This is a genomic window from Cupriavidus pampae (genome assembly GCF_914271485.1).
GTDB classification, from domain to species: Bacteria; Pseudomonadota; Gammaproteobacteria; order Burkholderiales; family Burkholderiaceae; genus Cupriavidus; species Cupriavidus pampae.
Window position 1 is genome coordinate 156,401 of the sequence record NZ_CAJZAG010000014.1, and the last position, 18,511, is coordinate 174,911.

17 protein-coding genes are annotated in these 18,511 nt (G+C 63.0%); 10 read left to right on the forward strand and 7 right to left on the reverse strand.

What is annotated here, in order from left to right; translation table 11 throughout:
- The first annotated feature begins 16 nt into the window (after nucleotides 1-16).
- The 3 genes from LDO41_RS30030 (at nucleotide 17) to LDO41_RS30040 (ending at nucleotide 2,575) form a co-directional block, all read left to right on the forward strand.
- The gene (locus LDO41_RS30030) at nucleotides 17-583 is read left to right on the forward strand and encodes a hypothetical protein (protein WP_223994937.1); all 567 of its coding nucleotides are present in this window, start codon (nucleotides 17-19) and stop codon (nucleotides 581-583) included.
- Between the two features lie 60 nt (nucleotides 584-643).
- Nucleotides 644-847 carry a CsbD family protein gene (locus LDO41_RS30035; protein WP_223994891.1) on the forward strand — a complete coding sequence of 68 codons (204 nt, stop codon included), beginning with the start codon at nucleotides 644-646 and terminating at the stop codon, nucleotides 845-847.
- Nucleotides 848-1,147: 300 nt separating this feature from the next.
- Nucleotides 1,148-2,575 carry a sensor histidine kinase gene (locus LDO41_RS30040; protein ID WP_223994892.1) on the forward strand — a complete coding sequence of 476 codons (1,428 nt, stop codon included), beginning with the start codon at nucleotides 1,148-1,150 and terminating at the stop codon, nucleotides 2,573-2,575.
- Between the two features lie 73 nt (nucleotides 2,576-2,648).
- On the opposite strand, the gene LDO41_RS30045 is transcribed toward LDO41_RS30040, so the two are convergent.
- Both LDO41_RS30045 and LDO41_RS30050 read right to left on the reverse strand, forming a co-directional pair.
- Nucleotides 2,649-3,146: an acyl-CoA thioesterase gene (locus tag LDO41_RS30045; RefSeq protein ID WP_223994893.1), complete on the reverse strand. Its 498-nt coding sequence runs from the start codon at nucleotides 3,144-3,146 to the stop codon at nucleotides 2,649-2,651.
- 140 nt (nucleotides 3,147-3,286) lie between these two features.
- Entirely contained in the window at nucleotides 3,287-3,613 is a 327-nt protein-coding gene (locus tag LDO41_RS30050) for a hypothetical protein (protein WP_223994894.1), read from the reverse strand.
- Between the two features lie 234 nt (nucleotides 3,614-3,847).
- Here LDO41_RS30050 and LDO41_RS30055 point away from each other — a divergent pair, with 234 nt between their 5' ends.
- The 3 genes from LDO41_RS30055 (at nucleotide 3,848) to LDO41_RS30065 (ending at nucleotide 6,853) form a co-directional block, all read left to right on the forward strand.
- Nucleotides 3,848-4,819, forward strand: coding sequence for a DUF535 family protein (locus tag LDO41_RS30055; protein WP_223994895.1), 972 nt, complete (start codon nucleotides 3,848-3,850; stop codon nucleotides 4,817-4,819).
- A 216-nt stretch (nucleotides 4,820-5,035) separates the two neighbouring features.
- Entirely contained in the window at nucleotides 5,036-6,577 is a 1,542-nt protein-coding gene (locus LDO41_RS30060) for an acetolactate synthase large subunit (protein ID WP_223994938.1), read from the forward strand.
- A 33-nt stretch (nucleotides 6,578-6,610) separates the two neighbouring features.
- Nucleotides 6,611-6,853, forward strand: a complete 243-nt coding sequence (locus LDO41_RS30065; RefSeq protein WP_223994896.1) for a DUF1272 domain-containing protein — start codon at nucleotides 6,611-6,613, stop codon at nucleotides 6,851-6,853.
- 27 nt (nucleotides 6,854-6,880) lie between these two features.
- Here the strand turns inward: LDO41_RS30065 and LDO41_RS30070 are convergent, their stop codons facing one another.
- Genes LDO41_RS30070 through LDO41_RS30080 form a run of 3 tightly spaced genes read right to left on the reverse strand, consistent with a single transcriptional unit; the run spans nucleotide 6,881 to nucleotide 10,345 of the window.
- Nucleotides 6,881-7,759, reverse strand: a complete 879-nt coding sequence (locus LDO41_RS30070; RefSeq protein ID WP_377745002.1) for an FAS1-like dehydratase domain-containing protein — start codon at nucleotides 7,757-7,759, stop codon at nucleotides 6,881-6,883.
- 18 nt (nucleotides 7,760-7,777) lie between these two features.
- A complete protein-coding gene (locus LDO41_RS30075; RefSeq protein ID WP_223994898.1) occupies nucleotides 7,778-9,163 on the reverse strand; it encodes an MmgE/PrpD family protein in 1,386 nt (461 codons plus the stop codon).
- 12 nt (nucleotides 9,164-9,175) lie between these two features.
- Nucleotides 9,176-10,345 (reverse strand): acyl-CoA dehydrogenase family protein, encoded by a 1,170-nt coding sequence (locus tag LDO41_RS30080; protein WP_223994939.1) that lies wholly within the window; start codon nucleotides 10,343-10,345, stop codon nucleotides 9,176-9,178.
- Nucleotides 10,346-10,610: 265 nt separating this feature from the next.
- Between LDO41_RS30080 and LDO41_RS30085 the strand changes: the two genes are divergently transcribed.
- Complete coding sequence (locus LDO41_RS30085) at nucleotides 10,611-11,615, forward strand: tripartite tricarboxylate transporter substrate-binding protein (protein ID WP_223994899.1); 1,005 nt, start codon at nucleotides 10,611-10,613, stop codon at nucleotides 11,613-11,615.
- A gap of 74 nt (nucleotides 11,616-11,689) precedes the next feature.
- Here LDO41_RS30085 and LDO41_RS30090 read toward each other — a convergent pair whose 3' ends face one another.
- Nucleotides 11,690-12,592, reverse strand: a complete 903-nt coding sequence (locus tag LDO41_RS30090) for a LysR substrate-binding domain-containing protein (RefSeq protein WP_223994900.1) — start codon at nucleotides 12,590-12,592, stop codon at nucleotides 11,690-11,692.
- Between the two features lie 633 nt (nucleotides 12,593-13,225).
- Between LDO41_RS30090 and LDO41_RS30095 the strand changes: the two genes are divergently transcribed.
- From LDO41_RS30095 to LDO41_RS30105, 3 genes are all read left to right on the forward strand, one after another.
- A complete protein-coding gene (locus tag LDO41_RS30095; RefSeq protein WP_223994901.1) occupies nucleotides 13,226-15,148 on the forward strand; it encodes a PrkA family serine protein kinase in 1,923 nt (640 codons plus the stop codon).
- Between the two features lie 114 nt (nucleotides 15,149-15,262).
- Nucleotides 15,263-16,537, forward strand: a complete 1,275-nt coding sequence (locus tag LDO41_RS30100; protein ID WP_223994903.1) for a YeaH/YhbH family protein — start codon at nucleotides 15,263-15,265, stop codon at nucleotides 16,535-16,537.
- A gap of 15 nt (nucleotides 16,538-16,552) precedes the next feature.
- Nucleotides 16,553-18,094, forward strand: coding sequence for a SpoVR family protein (locus LDO41_RS30105; RefSeq protein ID WP_223994905.1), 1,542 nt, complete (start codon nucleotides 16,553-16,555; stop codon nucleotides 18,092-18,094).
- Nucleotides 18,095-18,280: 186 nt separating this feature from the next.
- On the opposite strand, the gene LDO41_RS30110 is transcribed toward LDO41_RS30105, so the two are convergent.
- Nucleotides 18,281-18,511 (reverse strand): hypothetical protein (locus tag LDO41_RS30110; RefSeq protein WP_223994908.1); only part of this gene is annotated, 231 nt, incomplete at its 5' end.

Genomic DNA, 18,511 nt, shown 5'->3' on the forward strand with positions numbered 1-18,511 from the left:
GGAGCACGACATGACGATGAAGAAATTGCTCTGCGCGGCAGCAGTGTGTTCGATGATGGTGGCCGCTCCGGCCGCATTTGCGCAGGCCGGCTCGAAAGCCGACTACGACGCCGCCGTGAAGACGGCCGACGCCAACTACAAGGCGGCGAACACCAAGTGCGACGGCCTGAAGGACAACGCCAAGGACGTCTGCAAGGCGGAAGCCAAGCGCGACCGTGACGTGGCCAAGGCCAACGCCGAAGCCAGCCGCGACGGCACCGACAAGGCGCACGCCAAAGCTATGAAGACCAAGGCCGATCGCGACTATGACGTGTCGAAGGAAATGTGCGACGACAAGTCGGGTAATGCCAAGGACGTGTGCGTGAAGGAAGCCAAGGCTGCTCACGAACAGGCCCTCGGCTCGGCGAAGGTGTCCAAGGCTGCCGCCACCGGCACCAGCACCGACGTAGCCGAAGCGCGCGCCGATGCCCGCAAGGACACCGCCGACGCCGCCTACAAGGCTGACAAGGAAAAGTGCGACGCCATGAGCGGCGATGCCAAGGACAAGTGCCAAGCCAACGTCAAGGCCAAGTATGCACGCTAATCCGCGCTAATCCGCGACACCTCCGACACACCCTACACATACACACGCAAGGAGTCCGATATGAATTGGGACCAGATGGAAGGCAAGTGGGATCAGGCCAAGGGCAAGATCAAGGAAAAGTGGGGCAAGCTGACCGACGACGATATGACGGTCATCAACGGCAAGCGTGACCAGCTGGCCGGCCGCATCCAGGAGCGCTACGGCTACACCAAGGAAAAGGTCGAAGACGAGATGAAGGAATGGGAACGCGATACGCGCTGGTAATCCACAGCGTTGTTCGCCAAAGTCGATGCGCGGACGGTGCATCGCAGACAACGGGGCTTCGGCCCCGTTGTTGTTTTCCGGACCCGACTCAAGTGGGGACGCACGGACCGCGCGTCTGTGCACGCACCGGAATAGTGATCGGAATAGTGCCGTAAGCGACGCTCATCAGGCACAATGCGTGACGAATTAAGCATTAATTACGACTGAATATCGCCGAATTTAGTACGGGCGATATCGATCGCACCGTAACATTGCGGCTCACCTCATTCGGCGTCGCGCTTGTTGGGTGCGCGGCCATGCATGTACGCGATCCTGCCCGCCTTCGTTTCGTCGATCTTCCTTGGTTACGGCCTGTATGTGCTGGTGACCCAGGGCGTCACGCGCGTATCGACTTCGTTCTTCCTGCTGTGCGCCACTACGTTCGCCTGGCAGGGCACGTGGGCATTCCTGTTCCAGTCCGAGCATCCCGACGTCGCAATGCTGCTCGCGCGCGTGGGCTATCTGTTTATCCTGTTCCTGCCCACTACGTTCTATCACTTTATCTGCGAAGCGACCGAGTGCCGCAGTGAACGGCCGGCGCTGCTGGCGTCGTACGGCGTGAGCCTGATCCTGTCGGTGCTGCTGCTGACCACGCATCAGATCGTATCGGGCTACTACACGCTGTTCTTTGGCGAGTATCCGAAAGCGGGCCCATTGCATCCGCTGCACGTGCTGCAGACCATGTTGCTGGCCGCGCGCTGTGCATGGCTGCTGATCAAGGCGCGCACCAACGCCACGGCCGAGCGCCGGCGTCGCTTCAATCTGTGCCTGCTCGCGCTCGCGCTTTATTCGGTGGCCGCGGTCGACTATGGCGTGAACTACGGCCTCGCGTTCTATCCGCCGGGCGCTATCTTTATCGCGATGAGTCTCGGCATTCTCGCGCTGAGCGTGGTGCGCTACGACCTCATGCATCCCTACTCGCTGGCGGCGACGGTCGCGCATGAAGTGCGCACGCCGCTGGCAACCATCCGCATGCAGGTGCAGGAGATCGCGCTGGCGTGGCCCCGCTTGCTGCAGGGCTACCGGCTCGCGGTCGAGCATGGCCTGATGGAAGACCGCATGCGTCCCGGACAGATCGAACGCATGAGCCAGCTGATCGGTGGCATTACGCGCGAAGTCGATGGCACCAGCACCGTGATCGACATGGCACTGGCTTCCGTGACGCTCGAGCGGCTCGATCGCAGCACGTTCGCGCCGCATGGCGTGGCCGCATGCGTGGAGTCGGCGATCGAGCGTTATCCGTTCCAGCCCGAAGAGCGCGACCGCGTGCGCGTGCATGGTTTCGATCCTGACTGGCGCTTCGTGGGATCGGATACGCTGCTGGTCTACGTACTGTTCAACCTGCTCAAGAACGGGTTGTATGCGATACGTACGCATGGCAGCGGCGAGATCGAGATCGCGGGTGGCATAGAGGGTAATTACTACCTGCTACGCTTCAGCGATTCGGGGCCTGGCATCCCCTCCGATGTGCTGCCGCGCATTTTCGAGCCGTTCTTCTCCACCAAGGCGCATGGCCGCGGCAACGGGCTCGGCCTGGCGTTCTGCCGCCGCGTGATGGAGGCCTTTGGCGGCCGCATCGAATGCGCGTCGCGCCCCGGTGTGCAGACCACCTTCACGCTGCGCCTGCCGCGCTTCCATCCGCTCGGGGATCGTCCCGACGAACGTCTGCGCACACGCACCGCCGGCTGACGGCTCCGGCGGCACGCGCTTTCAGCTTACTGCTGCCACTTCAATTCCCTGGATACCTCGATATCAGATCGTTTCAGTTCGCAAACGGCGGCAGGACCAGTTCGTACTCCTTGACGCGCTCGATGATCTCGCGCGGAAAGCGCGAGATGCGCTTCTCCCGATCCGCGAACACGATCTGCTGGTAGCCCAGTGACACCGGCCGACCCTCGACGCTGAAGCGGAACAGCAAATACGCGGAGCACTGGCGCACCTGGAACGTGTTGAGGTAGCAATCCACGCGTTGGAACGGGAAGGTTTCCTCGACGTACTCCTGGTGCGCGCGCTTGGTCACGAACACGCCACCGGCGGCCAGCAGGTTGCCGTGGATGCATTCATGGAACCAGCGCTCGCGGCAGATGCCCTGCCACTCGAAGTACCGTGCGAAGTAGGTGTTCATGAAGGCATTGGAGTCCTTGAGGTAGATGTCGATGGAATGGTGAAAGGTTTTCTGCGAGGTGGTTTCCAGCGCGTCCTGATCAAGCAGGGCGGTACTGCGGTTGAGCACTTGGGGAATCACGTCACGCATCAACATGGAAAAGCTCCTGAATGGGTCTGACTGCAGTGCGGCAGCCGGCGCGTGCCCCCGGGGTGAGGTGCGGGGCATGACGCATTCTGGCTTGACGGGAGAAACGGCGGGGACGCGCTGTAGGGGGGAGCGTTAGCGCGGCGGTCTTACTTTTGTGCCGGCGTGGCCGGCAACTCCCGCATTGGCACCTCGGTCACCTTCAACGTCTTGTCGAAGTTGCATTGAAACGCGTAGCGCTTGTCACCGTCTGTGATCTCTCCGATCACGGCCATGCTGGTGCGGCCTTCCATCGCGTTGATGGTCTCGAATCTCGCGTTTTCGTGACCCTGCTTCTGGACTGCCTTGCGGCATTCCGCGGTGGCGCGTGTGCGCGCATCGGCAAATGCTGGGGTGGCGAGCGTCAGCAGGCAGCACCCCGCGGTCAGCCATGCGGCGCATCGCCATGTTCTCCATTCTGTCTGAGAGGACTGCATTGTCGGCTCCTGCCATGGATCAGACACCCTTGCAGCTTATCAGCCGCCTGCGTCCCCAGCAGTTACAAGCTGTTTCGTCATGTGGGCTGACGCATATTTCCCTTACGTCATAAAGTGAAGTAAAAGGCATAAAAATTTGCCTTCAAGCTGTCAACGCATGAATCTTTCAATCCGTTACGGATCATTACAAGCCAGGCGGTGACAAGGCTGGACAGCACAGGGGAGCAGTCAGTCGTGCAGGATTTCGTTCCGATGTTGTACCAAGGGCTCTCGGGAGCCCGCGGGGGCGCGTTCAGTGCCGGCCCGCTGCGCTATCTCAAATTTCTCGGCGCCATGATGACGCTGTCGGCTGCCTGCTATCCGGCGGGCACCCGCCGGTGCTGGACGCGCCGCGCGCGCATGGTGGCGATGTCCGCGCTGCGCGAAGGCGCGGTGCGGCCCTGGTTGCGTGCCGCCGGGTCGTGCGCGCTACTGCAACGCGTGATCGCGCTGCGGCCCGGCATACTCGAGCGTCCGTATCGCCCGCTCGGCGAGTTCGGCATGACCTTCCATGAGCGCGCGAGCCTCGTGGTCGATCACTATGGCGTGATGCATGCCACCTTGCCGCTGGCCGTGTGCGAGCGTGTCTACCTCGGCGGCGGTCTGGCATGGTCGTTTGGCGAGGGCCGCTACACGCTGCGCCTGGGCGACTCCGGTCCGAACCCGAAGGAAGGCGAACTCGCGTTCTACTGGCACGATACCGCCACTAATACCTGCCTGGCGCAGTTGAGCTTCTACCTGACGCACGGCTACGACGGCCCGGCGGTGTTTATCGGCGGGCTGCAGGGCCCGAAGGGCGAGGCCAGCCGCGAGTACATCCGCATGTCGACCAAGGCGTGCGAAGGCGTGCGCCCGAAGGATGCGGTGATGGAAGCGCTGCTCGCGCTGGCCGGCCATATCGGCGCGCGTCGCATCGTCGCGGTCTCGCGCGCGAATCACGTGGGTCGCCAGCGCAATACGCCGCGCGAGATCCAGGCCGACTACGAAACCTTCTGGCGCGAGTCGCACGCGGTGGATCTGCCCGACGGCAACATGGCCATTCCGGTGATGCAGCCCGTGCGGGACATTGCGGACATTCCGTCGAAGAAGCGTTCTGCCTGGCGGCGCAAGCAGGCCGTGGCCGAAGAGATTCGTGCGCAGGTCTGCGCGGAGCTGCGTTCCGCCTGAGTTCGACCTCGGTTCGATCTCAGTTCGACCACAGTCCGACTATCGCACGCAAGCCGGCGCCTTCGCGCCGGCGCTCGCTGTCATCTGTCCCCGCCGCTCGACGATGCCGCTACACTGAGTGTCTCCCCCAGACAGAAACGGACCACCGTAATGGAGACAAAGGCAGTGGAGCCAAAGACCGTGAGTGCGCATCGTGACCCTGAACAACGCGAGTCGATGAATGGGGCCGAGAGCCTCGTCAAGACCTTGCTCGCGAGCGGCGTCGACACCTGTTTTGCCAATCCGGGCACGAGCGAGATGCATTTCGTCGCGGCCCTTGATCGCATTCCCGGCATGCACTGCGTGCTCGGCCTGTTTGAAGGGGTGGTGACCGGCGCCGCCGATGGGTATGCGCGCATGGCCGGCAAGCCCGCCGCCACACTGCTTCATTGCGGCCCGGGCCTCGCCAACGGTCTGGCCAATCTTCATAACGCGCGTCGCGCGCAGACCCCGATCGTCAATATCATCGGCGACCAGGCGACCTATCACCGTCCGTTCGACGCGCCGCTCACGGCCGATACCGAGGGCTGGGCGCGTCCCGTTTCCGTCTGGACCCGTACCGCGACCACGGCCGCGACCGTCGGCGCCGATGCGGCTGCCGCTGTGCAGGCCGCCATGGGCGCGCCCGGTGGCGTGGCCAGCCTGATCCTGCCGTCCGATGTGTGTTGGGACGAAGGCGGACAAGTTGCGGCGCCGTTGCCCGCCTTGCCCGTGCCTCAGGTATCACCCGATGCCATCCAGCACGCCGCGCGTGTGCTGCGCAGTGGCGAGCCGACGCTGATCGTGCTGGCCGGCAGCGCGTTGCTGGAAGGCGCGCTGACCAACGCGCATCGCATTGCCGCCGCCACCGATGCGCGGCTGATCACGCCGATGTCCAATGCGCGCGTCACGCGCGGCCGCGGCCGTCTCGCGGTCGATCGCATTCCGTATTCGGGCGATATCGCGCGCGGCAAGCTTGCGGGCATTCGCCATGTGGTGCTCGTGGGGGCGCCGCCGCCCGTGACATTCTTCGCGTACCCGGGCAAGTCACCGCGTCCCTATCCGGAGGATGCGACGATCCATGTGCTCGCACGTCCGGAGCAGGATCTTGGCGATGCGCTCGCGCGGTTGGCCGATGAAGTCGGCGCGCGTGGGGCCGAACTGCCCGCGACGGCATCGCTGACGCTGACGCCCGCTTCGGGGGCGATCACGTCCGAAGCCGTGGCCCAGTCGCTGTCGGCGCTGCTGCCCGAACAAGCCGTGGTGGTCGAGGAAAGCGTGAGCTTTGGCCGCGCGTTCTATCCGGGCACGGTCCACGCCGCGCCGCACGACTGGCTGCAATTGACCGGTGGCGCGATCGGCGAAGGGCTGCCGCTCGCGACGGGCGCCGCCATTGCCGCGCCGGGCCGCCGCGTGGTGTCGCTGCAGGCCGATGGTTCGGGCATGTACACGCTGCAATCGCTGTGGACCATGGCGCGCGAGAAGCTCGATGTGACGATCGTGCTGCTGGCCAACCGCAAATACGCGATCCTGCTCGGCGAGCTGGCTGGTGTGGGTGCCAACCCCGGCAAGACCGCGCTCGACATGCTCGATATCGGCAACCCCGATCTCGACTGGGTCAAGCTGGCCAATGGCATGGGCGTGGAGGGCGCACGCGCGACGGACATGGACACGTTCAACGACCTGTTCCGCATGGCCAATCAGCGCAAGGGCCCGTTCCTGATCGAACTCGTGATCTGATGATCTGGTGATCTGTTAGCAAAGGAGGCGCGCATGCTCCAACTTCGGCCCGGCTGCGAATGCTGCGACAAGGATTTGCCCCCTGACAGCGCCGATGCGCGCATCTGCTCGTTCGAATGCACGTTCTGCGTGGACTGCGCGACGAACAAGCTCGCCGGTCGCTGCCCGAACTGCGGCGGCGAGCTCGTGGCGCGGCCACGACGGCCGGCGGAAAAACTGGCTCGGTCGCCCGCGTCGACCGAGCGCGTTTTCAAGCCAGCGGGGTGTGGCGGGTAAGAGCGCCCCTTCCCGCCGCTTGCCTCGCTACCCCAGCGTCGCCCATCCCTGCATGGCCTGACCACCGGCGTCATCGCCGGTCCACAGCAACACGCGTCCCGGCGTCTCCGGATCGGGCGTGGCACCGACGGTGACCGTGTCGATATGGAACAGCGGAGCCAGCCCGCGAAAGCCGAAGGTCTTCACGCGTGCATCGGGCTGTTCGTGACGCAGCAGTTCGAGCATCAACGTGGCCTGCAACGGGCCATGCACGATCAGTCCCGGATAACCCTCCACATCGCGTACGTACTCGAGGTCGTAGTGAATCCGGTGGCCGTTGAACGTCAGCGCGGAATAGCGGAACAGCAGCACCGGGTCCGCATGCACCGTGCGTTGCCAGTGCGCGCGTTGCGCCAGGCGCGGCCGCGGTGGCATCGGCAGGCCGGGCTCGGCCGCAGCACGGTAGACGATGTCGTGACGCTCGTCGATTGCGGTCTTGCCGTTGACGGTCAGCGCGTGATCGACCGTCACGAAATACAACTCGCCCGTCCGCCCGCTCTTGTGCGTGACATCACGAATTGTTGACGTGCGCGTGACGGTATCGCCGACGCGCAACGGCGTGTGAAACGCGATCTCGCTGCCCGCCCACATGCGGCGAGGCAGCGGCACCGGCGGCAGAAAGCCGCCCAGCCGCGTATGGCCGTCCGGGCCGAGCGTTGACTGCGGCGCGCGCGGCAGGAAATAGAGCCAGTGCCACAGCGGTGGCAGCGGTCCCGCAGCCAATGCCTCGCCATCGAGGTCGAACGCGGCGGCCAGCGAAAGCACTGGCTCGGGCGCAAGCGTCTCGGTGCGCGACTCGCTGCGGCCAATCCATTCGCGCAGGTGGGATAGGGGGGACAGGGGGGACAGGGTCTTGTCGTCAGTCATGGTCATGATTGAAAAATATCAGCGCGCGGGGGGCAGCCAGTCGCGAACGTTGGCCTCGCTATCCAGGCGCCATGTGCGCGCGATGATCGCGCGCATCTCGGCCTCGCTCGCTCCGTGACGGAACGCGCCGAGCTGAATCGCCTTGGCCTCGAGCTCCGGTCGCGACAGCGTGTTATCTGGGTCGCCCTTGGGCACGTCCACGCGCGCCTCGAGCGTGCGGCCATCGGTCGTGCGCACGGTCACGCGACCGATCCACTGGCGCGGATATGCCGCGTTGATCTCCTCGTCGAGCACCATCTCCACCTTGTCGCGGAACGATGCCACGCGCGCGTCCTGCAGGGCCTGCGTCTCGAACTCGCCGAGGCCGGCATGCGCATGCACGGCCACGAGTCCCAGCACCGTGCCCATCGAGAACTTGGCCTGATGGATCGTGGTGGGATTGACCACCGGACCCAGCACGTCGATCGCGCCCTGATGCACGTGCGCGGTCACGCCCGCGATCTGCTCGGCGGTAATGCCGTCGCGGCGTACCAGCGCGGCCAGCGCATCGGCGGCCGGATGGGTATGACGGCACGATGCAAAATATTTGAACGAGGTCTCGGCCGTGGCCCAGCGCGTGCCGAGTCCGTCGGTCAGCGCCGCTGGGTTGGCGTCGCTCGACATGCCGGCCGCGAGACCCTGCGCGCCTTCCAGAATACGCTTGGCGCCCGTGAAACCCGCGCGCGCGAGCCACGCGGATTGCAGGCCGTCGGCGGCGGCCTTGGCCGTATGTAATTGCTTGGAGTCGGCCGCGTCGCGCAGGAACTCCCATAACCCCGCCGCCTGGGTACCCGCGGTACCGAGCGCCTGGTTGATGCCTTCGGCATCGAGCCCGAACAGCTTTGCGACCGCGGCGGCGGCGGCGAGCGTGCCGACGGTGCCGGTGGTGTGGAACACCCGGTAGTGCGAGCGCCCCATGAATTCTCCGATGCGAATGCCGGCCTCGTAGCCCGCGATCGAGGCGAGCAGCACATCCGCGCCACTGCGGCCCTCGGCCTGCGCGGCCGCGAGCACTGCGGGAAACACCACCGCGGCCGGATGCAGCACTGAGCCGTTGTGCACATCGTCCTGTTCGACCACGTGAGACGAGGCGCCATTGATCAGCGCGGCGAAGTACGGCGAGGTGCGGCGACGGTCGACGAGGACTTCGGCATCACCGGTCGACGGTCCCATCGCGCCCGCGAACTCCTGCAGCCGGCGGATGGCGGGTGCGTCCTTGCCTGCAATGGCCGACGCGATCCAGTCGAGATACAGGTCCTTGGTGCGATCGAGCACGGGCGTCGGCACATCGGACAGCTTCAGGTTCGCCAGGAATTCGCAGAGCTGGCGCGTGGGGTAGGTGGCCTCGCTGGAGGACAGGGTCATGGCGGTATCTCCTCAGAACGAGCGCGGCAGCTCGAGCACGTGTTCGGCCACGTAGGACAGGATCAGGTTGGTCGAGATCGGCGCCACCTGATACAGGCGCGTCTCGCGGAACTTGCGTTCGATGTCGTATTCGGCGGCAAAGCCGAAGCCTCCGTGCGTCTGCAGGCAGACGTTGGCCGCTTCCCACGACGCGTCGGCGGCGAGCAGCTTGGCCATGTTGGCTTCCTTGCCGCATGCCTTGCCGGCGTCGAATAGCTGCGCGGCGCGATAACGCATCAGGCTCGCCGCCTCGACATTGACGAACGAGCGGGCGATCGGGAACTGCACGCCCTGGTTCTGGCCGATGGGCCGGTCGAACACGATGCGTTCGCGCGCATAGCTGCTGGCACGCTCGACGAACCAGTAGCCGTCGCCAATGCATTCGGCCGCAATCAGGATGCGCTCGGCATTGAGGCCGTCGAGGATGTACTTGAGGCCGCGGCCTTCCTCGCCAATCAGGTTCTCGGCCGGAATTTCCAGGTTGTCGAAGAACAGTTCGTTGGTCTCATGATTGACCATATTGCGGATCGGCTGAACGGTCAGGCCGTTGCCGATCGCATCGCGCAGGTCCACCACGAACACGGACAGCCCTTCGGACTTGCGCTTGACCTGATCGAGTGGCGTGGTGCGCGCGAGCAGCAGCATCAGGTCCGAATGCTGGACCCGCGAGATCCATACCTTCTGTCCGTTGACGACGTAGCGGTCGCCCTTGCGCACCGCGGTGGTCTTGAGCTTGGTGGTGTCGGTGCCGGTGGTCGGCTCGGTCACGGCCATCGACTGCATGCGCAGCTCGCCCGAGGCGATGCCCGGCAGCCAGCGCGCCTTCTGCTCTTCGGAGCCGTGGCGCAGCAGGCAGCCCATCACGTACATCTGGCCATGGCAGGCGCCCGAGTTACCGCCGGTGCGGTTGATCTCTTCCATGATCACCGAAGCCGCCGTGAGCGGCAGGCCGGAGCCGCCGTAGCTTTCCGGGATCAGCGCGGACAGCCAGCCGGCCTGGGTCAGGGCCTGCACGAATTCTTCGGGAAACGCACTGTGTTCCTCGACGCGCTGCCAGTAGGCGGAGTCGAACCCCTTGCAGAGGTCGCGCACGGCTTCGCGGATTTCCGGGTAGATCTGGTCTTGGTCCTGTTCGGCGAGCATGTCGATGTAATCGGTGAAGTGATGGGTGGAAAAGCGTGTGGCCATTATTCCGGAGCCCTGCCGCGACGGACATTCGCATTTGCCAAAGCACGACTTAGCGAGGCGCTTAGGGAGACCCCGTATGGAGCCCACCCGAGGGGGCCACCCCGGGGACAACCCTAGGTTTCCACGGCGGCGTGTGCACCCTTCGGCAAATCGGAATTGCGCGTCTCCGCGAATCCTTTCACGCTCGCTCGCTAAGCGATAACAACCATTAGGAGACTTTATGACCGAACCGCGCGCCGCCGTCGCCACCGCCATCACTACCTTCGCGCTCGTTGGTGCCACGGCTCTCGCCGTGCCCGGCACGAGCCATGCCGCCGACCCATACCCGTCGCGGCCGATCGCGATGGTGGTGCCGTTTGCGGCGGGTGGTCCTACCGACGTCGTGGCGCGCTCGGTCGCCGCCGCCATGTCGAAGTCTCTGGGGCAGAGTGTCGTGGTGGAAAACCGGCTAGGTGCCGGTGGTACGGTGTCGGCCGCATATGTGGCCAAGGCCGCGCCCGATGGCTACACCATCCTGATCCACCATAACGGCATGGCCACCGCGCCGGCGTTGTACTCCAAGCTGCCGTACAAGCCGCTGACGGATTTCTCGTTTGTCGGCCAGGTGGCGGACGTGCCGATGACGCTGCTGGGCCGGCATGACCTGCCCGCCAACACGTTGCCGGAGCTGGTCAGCTACATCCAGAAGAACCAGAGCAAGGTGAATCTCGCCAACGCGGGTCTGGGCGCGGTATCGCAGCTGTGCGGCATGCTGTTCCAGAAAGCGATCGGCGTGGACCTGCAGACCATCCCCTATCAGGGCACCGCGCCGGCGATGACCGCGCTGCTGGGCGGGCAGGTGGATGTGCTGTGCGATCAGACCACGCAGACGCTGCCGCACATCAAGGCGGAGAAGGTGAAGCTGTACGGCGTGACCACCGCCGCGCGCATCGCCGCGCTGCCCAACACGCCGACGTTGCGTGAAGGTGGCCTCAAGGACTTCGAGGTCAAGGTTTGGCACGGCATCTATGCGCCGAAGGGCACGCCGCCCGCGGTCATCGACAAGCTCGACGGCGCGCTCAAGGCCGCGCTGAAAGACCCCGCCGTGGTTGCGCGCATGCAGGACCTGGGCGCGGTGATCGTGCCCGAGGACAAGCAGACCCCCGAGGGTTTGCGCACGTGGCTGGCGTCGGAGATCGACAAATGGTCGCCGATCATCAAGGCCGCTGGGGTCAAGGCGGACTGAGGGTCCGCACTGCCCGGTGTTCCCCTCTCCCTCAAGGGCCCTCAAGGGGGAGGGGAACGATCCAGGCCGCAGATTCACACCGGCTCGCGGGCCGCTTCCACCAGATATTTCACCAGCGTCTCCGCAAATTGCGGCAGCTCACGGCCCGGACGGCGGCACAGGCGCAGTTCGCGCCGCGCCCAGGCATCCTCGAGCTGGATGAACCGCAGTACCTTGCGGCTCGCATAACGGCGCGCGCAACTGTTGGGCACGATCGCGATGCCCGCCCCCGCCTCTACCATGCGGCACACCGCGTCGAAGCTCCCCACCTGGATGCGCAGGCTGATGCGCTTGCCCATGCCGCTTGCGATGCGATCCAGAAAGCTCTGGATCGCCGAGGACTGATTGAGCCCCACGAAGCGGCAGGTGTCGAGCAGATCGACGAAGTGCAGCCGCTTGAACGCCGGCAACGGGTGATTGACGGGCGCGATCACGATCAGTTCATCATTGCAAAGCTGCATCGCATCGAGGTCCGCGGTGGCTACCTCGCCGGCGACGATGCCGAGGTCCGCCGCGCCGGCGCTCACCGCCGACACGATCTCCGCCGACAGGTGTTCTTCGAGTTCGATATCCACATCGGGGTTTTCCGATAGAAAGCGCGACAACGCCGTGGCGAGGAACGAATTGGTCGCGGTGGTATTGGCCAGCAGCCGCACGCGCCCCTTCACGCCTTTGGCATAGGGCCTCAGGTCCGAGTGCAGGCATTCAAGTTGTCTGAACACCTCGCGCGCGTGGCGCAACAGTTCATCGCCCGCGGGCGTCAGCCTCACGCCCTTGACCTGGCGGATCAGCAACTGCGTCTGAAAGCTTTCCTCGAGTTGTTTGATACGGGTGCTCGCGGCGGGCAGCGAGAGAAAGCTGCGCTCGGCCGCGCGCGTGAGGTTTTCGGTCTCGCCAACGTTCAGAAATAGCCGCAGGTCAGTCAGGTCGTAATGCATGGTGGATATCGATATGTCCCGAGTGTCGATTGTTGCGGTGCACACCCTCGTGGCACGCAATCTGCTCGATGGCATGCGTGATTGTGCCGCAGGTCATCTACGCACCCGCACGGTGCGCGATGCATCGTGCAAATAAGCAAACAGCGACGTCACGCACAAGGATCAACCATTCGCTTGAGATCGATCAACCAGATGGTGCGTATGGGTGTAGGTAAATGGCTGACAAACGCTGTAGGTAGGGAACGTTTTTCACGCAGGCGTTACAAACCGTTAGCCTTCCCGGATATGCATGTTGTACCGGAAAGGTGTAAGGTGTGTCACAAGCATGGTCGATGGCCCGTCGCGTGCGAGTCAGGATCGTGAGTGTCAGGTTCCTTCGATGTTTATGACATCGTTGAGCACCGTTCGACATCGATGGATGCAGCGTGATTGGAACGTAAGTAAGGCAACGTTTCCTCATGATGCATGCGTCAACTCCGATCTCAACTCTGCCGTTATTGACTATGATGAAGTAAAGACTTCGCAACATGGCAAGTCCGTCAAGCCGGGGTGATGGAGTCAGCGTTGCCGCGAGGTCACTGGGAAGTAGAACAGCCTTCGCCTCGGACGTGGGGACTCTGACGGGAGTGAGGTATGGACATTTTTGGCCACTACGCCACGCGGTTCGAAGCACGCAAGGAAGAGGAATACACGATCCAGGAGTATCTGGAGATCTGTAAGAAAGATCCCTCTGCCTACGCGACTGCTGCCGAACGCATGCTCACCGCAATTGGACAGCCCGAACTCGTGGACACGCACCACGATCCTCGGTTGTCCAGACTGTTCTTCAACAAGGTCATCCGGGTCTATCCGGCGTTCCGCGATTTCTATGGGATGGAAGACACGATCGAACAGATCGTCTCCTTCTTCAAGCACGCGGCGCAGGGCCTCGAAGAACGCAAGCAAATCCTCTATCTGCTGGGGCCTCCCGGAGGCGGCAAGTCGTCGCTCGCGGAAAAGCTCAAGGCGCTGATGGAGGAGGTACCCATCTACGCCCTCAAGGGCTCGCCCATTCATGAATCGCCGCTCGGGCTGTTTGCGCCCGAGGAGGACGGCAAGATTCTGGAGGAGGACTACGGTATTCCGGTGCGCTACCTGAATACCATTCCTTCGCCATGGGCGGTCAAGCGGCTGCACGAGTTCAACGGCGACATCACGAAGTTCCGTGTGGTGAAGCTGCGTCCCTCGGTGCTGGCCCAGATCGCGATCGCGAAAACGGAGCCTGGCGATGAAAACAACCAGGATATCTCCTCGCTGGTCGGCAAGGTTGACATTCGCAAGCTGGAGGACTTCCCGCAGGACGACCCGGATGCTTATTCCTATTCCGGCGGACTTTGCCTGGCCAACCGTGGCCTTCTCGAGTTCGTCGAAATGTTCAAGGCGCCAATCAAGGTCCTGCACCCGCTGCTGACCGCGACGCAGGAAGGCAACTACAAGGGCACGGAAGGCTTCGGCGCGATTCCGTTCGACGGCGTCATCCTGGCGCACTCGAACGAAGCCGAGTGGCAGAGTTTCAAGGCCGACAAGAACAACGAGGCATTCCTCGACCGGATCTATATCGTCAAGGTGCCGTACTGCCTGCGCGTGTCCGACGAGGTGAAGATCTACGACAAGTTGTTGCGCAGCAGCTCGCTGTCTGCCGCGCCCAACGCGCCGAACACGCTCAAGATGATGGCGCAGTTCGCGGTGCTCACACGGATCAAGGAGCCCGAGAACTCGAACGTCTTCTCAAAGATGCGCGTCTACGATGGCGAGAGCCTCAAGGACGTGGATCCGAAGGCGAAGTCGTATCAGGAGTATCGCGACTACGCGGGCATCGACGAGGGCATGAACGGCTTGTCGACACGCTTCGCGTTCAAGGTACTGTCCAAGGTCTTCAACTTCGACAACACCGAGGTCGCGGCCAATCCGGTGCATCTGCTCTATGTGCTCGAACAGCAGATCGAGCGTGAGCAGTTTCCGCCGGAGCAGGAAGCCAAGCTGCTGTCGTATATCAAGGAGTACCTGACCACACCGTTCGTTGAGTTCATCGGCAAGGAGATCCAGACCGCCTATCTGGAGTCCTATTCCGAGTACGGACAGAACATCTTCGATCGCTACGTGGTGTTTGCCGACCTCTGGATTCAGGATCAGGAGTACCGCGATCCGAACACCGGCGAAATTCTGGACCGCAACGCGCTCAACGACGAGCTCGAGAAGGTGGAGAAGCCCGCGGGGATTTCCAACCCCAAGGACTTCCGCAACGAGATCGTGAATTTCGTGCTGCGCGCGCGGGCCAACAACGGTGGCAAGAATCCGGTCTGGACCAGCTACGAGAAGCTGCGGATGGTGATCGAGAAGCGGATGTTCTCCACGACGGAGGATCTGCTGCCCGTGATCTCGTTCAACGCCAAGTCGTCGCGTGAGGATCAGGACAAGCACGAAAACTTCATCAACCGCATGGTGGAGAAGGGATATACGCCGAAGCAGGTGCGATTGCTGGTGGAGTGGTACCTGCGCGTCAGGAAGTCGTCGTAGTCCCCTGACCCACTGTGCTTGAACCTTGCACTTCCACGAGACCGCCCGGGAATGAAGCGAAGCAGTTCTGAAAAAACCAGATGCCTTCCCGGGCGGTCTCCATAAAGGCGGCTTATGGCAACGGTCATCGACAGGCGCGAGAACGGCGGCAACAAGAGCGCCGTCAATCAGCAACGCTTTATCAAGCGGTACCGGGAGCAGATTCGGCAAGCGGTGGCGAAGGCGGTGTCCGGCCGCAAGATCATGGACATCGAGCAAAGCGGTCAGGTGTCGATTCCGGTCAAGGACATCTCCGAGCCGATCTTCCATCACGGTCAGGGTGGCCGGCGGGAATGGATTCACCCCGGCAACAAGAAGTTTGTGCGCGGTGACAGTTTCGATCGCCAGCAGCAGGGCAGCGGTGGCGGCGGCTCGCGCGCGAGTGACAGCGGCGAGGGCGAGGACGAGTTTGTCTTTACGCTGTCACGCGAGGACTTCCTGAATTTCTTCTTCGAGGACATGGCGCTGCCGGATCTGGCCAAGCGTCACCTCGCCAAGATTGCCGACGTGCGCAAGGTGCGCGCCGGTTTCTCCATCGATGGCACGCCGTCCAACCTGTCGATCCTGCGCACGATGCGCAGTTCGCTGGGACGCCGCATTGCGCTGTCGAGCCCCTATCAGAAGCGCCTGCGCGAGCTCGAGCATGAATACGCCGAGCTGCTCGAGAAGGGCGACCCTTACTCCGAGGAAGCGCTGGCGCTGCAGGAAAAGATGAAGCATCTGCGCGCGCAGGTCGATCGCGTGCCGTTCATCGAGAAGCTGGACCTGCGCTACAACAATCGCGTGCTGAAGAAGCGCCCGCAGGCGCAGGCCGTGATGTTCTGCCTGATGGACGTGTCCGGTTCGATGGACGAGAGCCGCAAGGACCTGGCCAAGCGCTTCTTCATGCTGCTGTACCTGTTCCTGAAACGGAACTACGAGCGCATCGACGTCGTGTTCATTCGCCACCATACCGTGGCGAAGGAAGTGGAGGAGGAAGACTTCTTCCATTCGCGCGAATCGGGCGGCACCGTGGTGTCGAGCGCGCTCAAGCTGATGGTCGAGGTGATCCACGATCGCTATCCGCCGGGGCAGTGGAATATCTACTGCGCCCAGGCGTCGGACGGCGACAACTGGGCTGGTGACTCCGAACTGTGCGGCCGGTTGCTGCGCGAGGCGATTCTGCCGCTGGTCCAGTATTACGCCTACGTGGAGGTGGCGTCGGAGGAGCCGCAGAACCTCTGGGAGGAGTACATGACCGTGAAGGGCCAGTTCGACCACTTCGCGATGCAACGGATCATCGGCGCCGACGAGATCTACCCGGTGCTGCACGATCTCTTCCAGAAGCGCGCGGCCTGGCCGTCGCGATAGCTACAGGGGACGCATATGGCCTACCTCTCCACGGGTTCCGAATGGACCTTCGAACTGGTGCAACGCTACGACCGCGAGATTGCCCGCATCGCCGGCGACTTCCAGCTCGACACGTATCCGAACCAGATCGAGATCATCACGGCTGAACAGATGCTCGACGCGTATGCGTCGTCGGGGCTACCGGTCGGCTACAACCACTGGTCCTATGGCAAGCATTTCCTCTCGTCCGAGCGCAGCTACCAGCGTGGCTACATGGGGCTTGCTTACGAGATCGTGATCAACTCGAACCCCTGCATCGCGTATCTGATGGAAGAGAACACGATGCCGATGCAGGCGCTGACGATCGCGCATGCGTGCTATGGGCACAACTCGTTCTTCAAGGGCAATTACCTGTTCCGCGCGTGGACCAATGCGGACGCGATCATCGACTACCTGCTGTTCGCCAAGAACTACGTGGCCGAGTGCGAGCAGCGCTACGGCGAGCAGGAAGTCGAGGTGCTGCTCGACTCGTGCCATGCGTTGCAGAACTATGGTGTGGATCGCTACAAGCGGCCCAAGAAGCTGTCGATCACCGAGGAAGCCGCGCGCCAGGCCGAACGCGAGAACTACCTGCAGACGCAGGTGAACGACCTCTGGCGCACGCTGCCGAAACACCGGCATCCGCATCTGCGACTCGAGGAGGATGAGAACTTCGAACCGGAGATCGTATTCCCGCCGGAGCCGCAGGAGAACCTGCTGTACTTCATCGAGAAGAACGCGCCCAAGCTGCAGCCGTGGCAGCGGGAGATCGTGCGCATCGTGCGCAAGATCGCGCAGTACTTCTATCCGCAGCGGCAGACCAAGGTGATGAACGAAGGCTGGGCCACGTTCTGGCACTACACGATCCTGCATCAGCTGTACGAGGAGAAGCTGGTCAACGATGCGTTTATGCTGGAGTTGCTGCAGGCGCATACCAACGTTATCTACCAGCCGCCGTATCACAGCCCGTATTACAGCGGTCTGAACCCGTACACGCTGGGCTTCCACATCTTCCAGGATCTGCGCCGCATGTGCGAGAACCCGGACGAGGAAGACCGCCGCTGGGCGCCCGAGATCGCCGGCAGCAACTGGCGCGAGACGCTGGACTTCGCGATGCGCAACTTCAAGGACGAGAGCTTTATCCTGCAGTTCCTGTCCCCACGCGTGATCCGCGAACTCAAACTGTTCTCGGTACTCGACGACGACCGCGAGGGCAAGCTGCGCGTTACCGCGATCCATGACGACGAAGGCTATCGCACGATTCGCCAGCTGCTGGCGAATCAGTATGACCTGTCGAACATGGAGCCCAACATCCAGGTAACGGGCGTGGACGTCGGTGGCGACCGCTCGCTGACACTGCGGCATATCCAGAACGAACGCCGCCCGCTGGCGCAGAACTTTGACGAGGTCATTCGTCACGTGACGCGACTATGGGGCTTTACGGTACGGCTGGAGGTCGGCTACGAAGACGGCCGCAAGGAAACGAAGTACGAGTGCAAGCCGGAACGGCGACACGGGCAGCAGCGCAAGGCTGCGTAGCGGCGGTTCAAACAAGAAGACAAGGCCCAGCGATCAAGCTGGGCTTTTTTTCGTTGCCCTCAACGGGGTTGAAGCCGCCGTTGGCATAACGTGGATGGCAATCCCTCTCCAGTAGGGCGGCAGCCGTAACGGTAGGAAGCATCCGATGCAACGTCGAGATGCAGTCGAATTTTCCCCTATCGAAGATTAACGGCGCGCTTTCATCAGACTTGAGGTCGCCGCGGCGAGGGCATCGGCCTGAGCGCGGCGCTGGTGCTTGGTTTCAGCGTGGTGGCAGTCTGCATGCGTCCCGTTACGGCCGCAACCCTTTAACGCTCGATACGTTCCGAATAAATATTCCAATAGCCGTTCGTATGAAAGTTGCGGCATTTTGACGAATGCCAAAGATGTGTGGATCAGTGCTTTTCGATAAATTTT

What these genes read in the sequence shown, in the direction of transcription:
- LDO41_RS30085 (WP_223994899.1), top strand. Translation starts at nt 10,611, where the DNA reads ATGACCGAACCGCGCGCCGCCGTCGCCACCGCCATCACTACCTTCGCG.
- LDO41_RS30095 (WP_223994901.1), top strand. Translation starts at nt 13,226, where the DNA reads ATGGACATTTTTGGCCACTACGCCACGCGGTTCGAAGCACGCAAGGAA.
- LDO41_RS30075 (WP_223994898.1), bottom strand. Translation starts at nt 9,163, where the DNA reads ATGACCCTGTCCTCCAGCGAGGCCACCTACCCCACGCGCCAGCTCTGC.
- LDO41_RS30050 (WP_223994894.1), bottom strand. Translation starts at nt 3,613, where the DNA reads ATGCAGTCCTCTCAGACAGAATGGAGAACATGGCGATGCGCCGCATGG.
- LDO41_RS30065 (WP_223994896.1), top strand. Translation starts at nt 6,611, where the DNA reads ATGCTCCAACTTCGGCCCGGCTGCGAATGCTGCGACAAGGATTTGCCC.
- LDO41_RS30030 (WP_223994937.1), top strand. Translation starts at nt 17, where the DNA reads ATGAAGAAATTGCTCTGCGCGGCAGCAGTGTGTTCGATGATGGTGGCC.
- LDO41_RS30070 (WP_377745002.1), bottom strand. Translation starts at nt 7,759, where the DNA reads ATGACTGACGACAAGACCCTGTCCCCCCTGTCCCCCCTATCCCACCTG.
- LDO41_RS30035 (WP_223994891.1), top strand. Translation starts at nt 644, where the DNA reads ATGAATTGGGACCAGATGGAAGGCAAGTGGGATCAGGCCAAGGGCAAG.
- LDO41_RS30080 (WP_223994939.1), bottom strand. Translation starts at nt 10,345, where the DNA reads ATGCTCGCCGAACAGGACCAAGACCAGATCTACCCGGAAATCCGCGAA.
- LDO41_RS30100 (WP_223994903.1), top strand. Translation starts at nt 15,263, where the DNA reads ATGGCAACGGTCATCGACAGGCGCGAGAACGGCGGCAACAAGAGCGCC.
- LDO41_RS30045 (WP_223994893.1), bottom strand. Translation starts at nt 3,146, where the DNA reads ATGTTGATGCGTGACGTGATTCCCCAAGTGCTCAACCGCAGTACCGCC.
- LDO41_RS30060 (WP_223994938.1), top strand. Translation starts at nt 5,036, where the DNA reads ATGAATGGGGCCGAGAGCCTCGTCAAGACCTTGCTCGCGAGCGGCGTC.
- LDO41_RS30090 (WP_223994900.1), bottom strand. Translation starts at nt 12,592, where the DNA reads ATGCATTACGACCTGACTGACCTGCGGCTATTTCTGAACGTTGGCGAG.
- LDO41_RS30040 (WP_223994892.1), top strand. Translation starts at nt 1,148, where the DNA reads ATGTACGCGATCCTGCCCGCCTTCGTTTCGTCGATCTTCCTTGGTTAC.
- LDO41_RS30105 (WP_223994905.1), top strand. Translation starts at nt 16,553, where the DNA reads ATGGCCTACCTCTCCACGGGTTCCGAATGGACCTTCGAACTGGTGCAA.